Source organism: Bartonella sp. AC329YNZD (genome assembly GCF_042196685.1).
GTDB lineage: Bacteria > Pseudomonadota > Alphaproteobacteria > Rhizobiales > Rhizobiaceae > Bartonella.
The window spans coordinates 1-5,040 of sequence record NZ_JBHIQS010000039.1; the positions used below are offsets into that span (position 1 = coordinate 1).

Sequence of the window (5,040 nt, forward strand, 5' to 3'; positions counted from 1 at the left end):
GCACTGAATTGGTATCATGAGAAATGGGATGAGAAGCGTAATATTGGTTTAGGCGCCGAGCATGATTGGTCCAGTCATGGTGCAGATGCCTTTGGATTGATGTGTGTGGGGTATGAACAGCCGATGCAGAAACACAAGAGACAAGCTTATAGCGGTAGAGAAGCTTATGAGAGCACGTCATGGATGGCAGAATGATGTATGATGAAGAGCATTTAGAAAAAGAAAGTAACGCCGCATCAGATCTGTCGACAGAAGGTTTGTTTCGCAAGCTTGTGAATTGGTACAAAGAAGATGTTGAGCATGTGAACAAATGGCGTGAACATGCAAGGGAGGATTTTCAATTTTACAATGGTGATCAGTGGAATGATCAAGATTTAGCGGCTTTAAAAGAACAACGCCGCCCCGTTATGACGTTTAATCGCATTGCACCATTGGTTAATGCTGTAGTTGGTTCAGAGCGTAACAATAAACGAGAGGTGCAATTCATTCCTCGTCAAATAGGCAAGGCATTGCCAAGTGAATTGCTTACAGGAGCAGCAGAATGGTTTAGAGATGTGGCGCATGCGGAATATGCGGATAGTGATGCTTTCCAAGACGCTGTCATCTGCGGCATGGGGTGGACCGATACGCGGCTTGATTATGAAAACAGTATAGATGGTGAACCGGTTATTACGCGTTTAGATCCTTTAAAAATGGTTTGGGATAGTGCAGCAGTGCAACCGAATTTAACCGATGCACAACGCATGTGGTATGTCGACCGCAAGCCTTTGGAAGTTGCCAAGCAGATGTTTCCCAAAGCCCATTGGAGTGAACTCAGTGCAGATTGGGCAAGGGATGGGAGCTCTCATGAAGGTGTTCACCATAATGATCTTGATTATTACAGTGATGAGAAGGGCATTGATGTTGAAAACGGTCGTCGGATGGTCACGCTTGTTGAATGCCGTTGGTTTGAAAGCGAGCGATACTACAAGGCTCCTGATTTAGAAACGGGTGAATTGCGTGATTATAGCGAAGAGGAATTTAAGCAATTACAGTGCATGATGCCCGATATTCAAGGGGCGGCTTTCAATAAAAAGGTTGTAAAACGCGCTTTTTTAGGGAGGAAATTGCTTGAATGCCCCGATCAACCTTTGGTTCCAGCGGGTCAATTGGGTTGGGAGTGTATAACAGGGTATTTTGACAAGATAGAACGACAATTTTATGGGGTTGTAAGACCGACAAAAGATCCACAACGATGGGCGAATAAATATTTCAGTCAAGTGATGCACATTCTCAACAGCCAATCCAAAGGCGGGATAATGGCAGAGAGGGGTGCATTTGAAGATGAAAGAGAAGCCGTAAAGAGTTGGAGCAGGGTTGATAGTATTACGGTTTTAAAAAATGGCGCTTTGGCAGGTGGTAAGATACAGCCCAAACCCGTAGCGCAATTCCCAACCGGTTTTTTCCAACTGTTTAATGAAGCCAAGGAAGCGATTAACCAAGTTACGGGCTTATCGCCAGAATTTATCGGGACGAGAGAGGTTTCACAAGCAGGGATTTTAGAGGCACAACGGCGTCAATCTAGTCTTAACCTGCTTGCTTGTCTATTTGATGGCTTGCGTTTGTATCGCAAAAGGCAGGGTAAGATTATTTTGCATCTGATACAGAATTATTTGTCTGATGGTCGCTTGGTACGGATATCGGGTGAGGAGAACGCGCAATATATTCCCTTAACACGTGAAGCGGTGATGAGTGTTGATTACGATATTGTGGTGGATGATGCTCCAACCAGCCCGAATGAGAAAGAGCGTACCTTTGGCATTATCACGCAATTATTACCATTGCTTCAAAATGCCGTAACACCGGATATCATGCTTGATTTGCTTCGTTATTCACCATTGCCTGCGTCATTACTCAATCGTGTAAGTGAGAAGATGCAACAGCAGCAAATGGCACAACAAGCCCAACAACAGCAAATGGATCCGGAACAAGAAATGAAGTTGCAAGAAAAGCAGCAGGATATTGCTGCTAAAAGTCAGATGCAACAGATGGATTTGCAAGGAAAGCAGATTGAATTGTTCATGCGTCAAAAGAGAGCAGAATTGGAAGCCGAAATGATGCAACAGAGGCATGACATTGAACGTCAGAAGCTTCTCAATGAACAAGCACACAATCAGATTATGCGAGAGAGAATAGCATTGCACAGAGGCATGCATATTTGAGAGAGGTGAAAGAATGAATGCAGAAATGAACGAAGCTATGAATGAAGATTATAGGGTTGGTGCACCGGTATTTGAAGATGATGGGAGTTCTTTTGAGAACGATTATGAGGTCGAGACGGTTGAGAATAATGATGCGACACCTCCAGAACCGGTTGCAGAGCCCGTTGAAAAGCCTTCAGAAATCGTTCCTATAGATCGGCAACGTGCAGAACAACAAGCTCAACAAGCCCGTGAAGCGCTTGTCAAGTTTTATGAACCTCAATCTCAGACGCCAATGGTTGAAGGTGAAGGCGGACCTCCAGATCCTACACAAGACATTATTGGCTACATGGGTTGGATGGGAAAAAAGCTTCAAGAGCAAGATGCGTATATTCGTGCACAACAAGATGTTCAAAGGCAAGCTATTGAATCCCATGAATTTAATGGACATTTGAACCAGTTTTTAGAAAGTTCTGTTACATCAATTAAAGATAAATACAGTGATTTTGATGCGGCGGCAGATTTTCTTTATGAGACGCGTGCAAAGCAATTAAGTGCTTGGTCTTCTGTTTATCCGACTTATGCGCAAAAGAGCACGATAGATGCGATTATAGGGGATGAACTGCGTACGATTGTAGCGACTTGCGCCCAAAAGGGGGTTAATCCAGCAGAAGAGCTTTATAGGATAGCGCAAAATCTTGGTTATCAGAACCAAGCAGTGCAAGCCAATAATCAAGTAGCAGCGCTTCAAAGTCGGCAGAATTCTGCGAGAACCTTAACAGCATCTGGAGGAGGGGGGAGTACAGGTCCTATGACCAAAGAAACACTTGCGAATATGTCTGAGAAAGAATTCAATGCTTGGATATCAAATCCGAAGAATGAAGCCTGTTTTTATGAAATTATGGGTGCAGACCCTGATTAGGCAATAAGTTTTACAACATAATCCGCCTTGATGCGGGTTTTCCACCGGCTTAAAGCCGGTTTTTTTACAGCAAAGAAAGGTGAAATCAATGGCAACAACACATATAGGACCCCATGATCCGCAATCGGTGAAATTGTGGTCACAGAAATTAAGCAATGAAGTTTTGAAAGCGACAAAAATTGCTCCTCTGATTGGCAAAAGTTCGAACAGCATTATCCAGCTTTACAACGAAACCCATAAGAGTGCAGGGGATAGCGTTACGTTTAGTCTGCTGGTCAATCTGTTTGGGGACGGTGTCACACAAGGCGAAACCTTAGAGGGCAATGAAGAAGCGCTTCAATTTATGAATGATCGGTTGGTGATTAACGAGCTTTTACATGCAGCACGTGTAGCGAATGATGACTCGATTGACCAACAGAGAATTCTCCCGAATTTGCGTAAGAAAGCGAAAGAAGGCTTGGTTCGCTGGTATGCCAATCGTTTAAGCATCATGTTCTTTCTTCAGGTATGTGGTTATACAGCTCGTACGATCAGTGTTGATGGTCGAGAAGTGTATATTAAGCCGGTTCATTATGGCTTTAATGAAATCATGGCACCAAGCAGTGAACGGATTATCCGCCCCGATGGGAAAACCAAGGATGAAGATCTTAATGATAAAGCCAAACATAGCTTTAGTCTTAAATTGATTGATGAAGCGGTTAAACAAGCCAAACTTGCCAATCCGCAAATTTCTCCAGTCCATGTCAATGGTGATGATGTTTATGTTCTCTATTTGCATCCAACGCAAGTCATGCAATTGCGAACCAATACAGCAGTTGGTGAGTGGTTAGATATTCAAAAATCGGTTTATGCGACCTCTCGTGCAAAGAACCCAATCTTTGATGGTTCTCTTGGCATGTATAATGGTGTTGTTTTACGCGAAGCTATTCATGTCACCCATGGTGTAAACTCGACAAATAATACAGCGGTAAAGAGTGTGCGTCGTGCGGTGTTCTTAGGAGCACAGAGTTCGATTATAGGTTTTGGGAAAAATCATAGTGCAACAAATTACACCCTCAAAGAAGAATATTTTGATTATGAACGTGAATTTGGTGTAGCCGCCAAGACTTTGATAGGAATGAAGAAAACCCGTTTCCAAATGCCCAATAGTGCGCAGACAGCGCAAGATTTTGGAACGATTGTTATTCCTACCTACAGCGGTGAAGCAGCAGCGTAATTATTAAGGAGGAAAACAAGACATGGCAGATCAATTACCCCCTCCATTACAGGGAAGAAATCTTCACACCCAACAGGTGAGTTTCTTACGTTTGAATATCTCGCATAAAGAGAAGCATCTCACAGAAAAAATCGGGATATTACCCCGTGGTGCTTTGATCACGTCGATAAAAGCGTTTGTGAAGACAGCGTTTTCTGAGACGAAATTGAAGATTGGCAGCACTTATGGCGGCAATGAGTTTGGCGAAAAAGATATCAAAGCCCAAAATACGCAAGATTTTACACCAACAGACCAAAAGGTTTTTACTCCAGAGGATAAAGAAATGACCCTTTATGCAACAAGAGATAAAACCACTGATGCTGGTGAGTGTGTTGTGGTTGTGCAATTTGTGACAAATCATTGAGGGGATAAGACATGGCAGATTATTTACCACAGCCCTTGCAAGGGAGAAATCTTCATACGCAGCAGGTAAGCTTTTTGCGGCTTAATTTTAGCTATGAAGATAAAGAAAAGGTGATGAAGATAGGTACCCTCCCTCGTGGTGCTTTGATTACTTCAATTAAAGTGTATGTCAAGACAGCATTTTCGGACACGAAGGTAAAAATAGGCAGCACTGCTGGCGGGACTGAATTTGGGGAAGCAGAAATCAAACAGCAGGCAGTCAAAGAGGTTAAGCCTAGCAATCAAAAGGAATTTGTCCCTTATGATGAAGAACTTACTCT

The 5,040-nt window shown here is 43.1% G+C and carries 5 protein-coding genes and 1 pseudogene; all 6 read left to right on the plus strand.

Annotated elements, in window-relative coordinates; translation table 11 throughout:
* Positions 1–195 (plus strand): annotated as a pseudogene (locus ACFIMW_RS08685) (PBSX family phage terminase large subunit); the annotation flags it as partial.
* On the plus strand, positions 180–2,201 hold the full coding sequence (locus tag ACFIMW_RS08690) for a portal protein (RefSeq protein ID WP_375608809.1): 2,022 nt from the start codon (positions 180–182) through the stop codon (positions 2,199–2,201). The pseudogene ACFIMW_RS08685 and the gene ACFIMW_RS08690, both read left to right, overlap by 16 nt.
* A 13-nt stretch (positions 2,202–2,214) precedes the next feature.
* The gene (locus ACFIMW_RS08695; protein ID WP_375608810.1) at positions 2,215–3,102 is read left to right on the plus strand and encodes a hypothetical protein; all 888 of its coding nucleotides are present in this window, start codon (positions 2,215–2,217) and stop codon (positions 3,100–3,102) included.
* Positions 3,103–3,190: 88 nt separating this feature from the next.
* Positions 3,191–4,318, plus strand: coding sequence for a N4-gp56 family major capsid protein (locus ACFIMW_RS08700; RefSeq protein ID WP_375608811.1), 1,128 nt, complete (start codon positions 3,191–3,193; stop codon positions 4,316–4,318).
* A 22-nt stretch (positions 4,319–4,340) separates the two neighbouring features.
* The gene (locus tag ACFIMW_RS08705; protein WP_375608812.1) at positions 4,341–4,721 is read left to right on the plus strand and encodes a hypothetical protein; all 381 of its coding nucleotides are present in this window, start codon (positions 4,341–4,343) and stop codon (positions 4,719–4,721) included.
* 11 nt (positions 4,722–4,732) lie between these two features.
* Positions 4,733–5,040, plus strand: a 308-nt coding sequence (locus ACFIMW_RS08710) for a hypothetical protein (RefSeq protein ID WP_375608813.1), incomplete at its 3' end; no start/stop codon positions are given.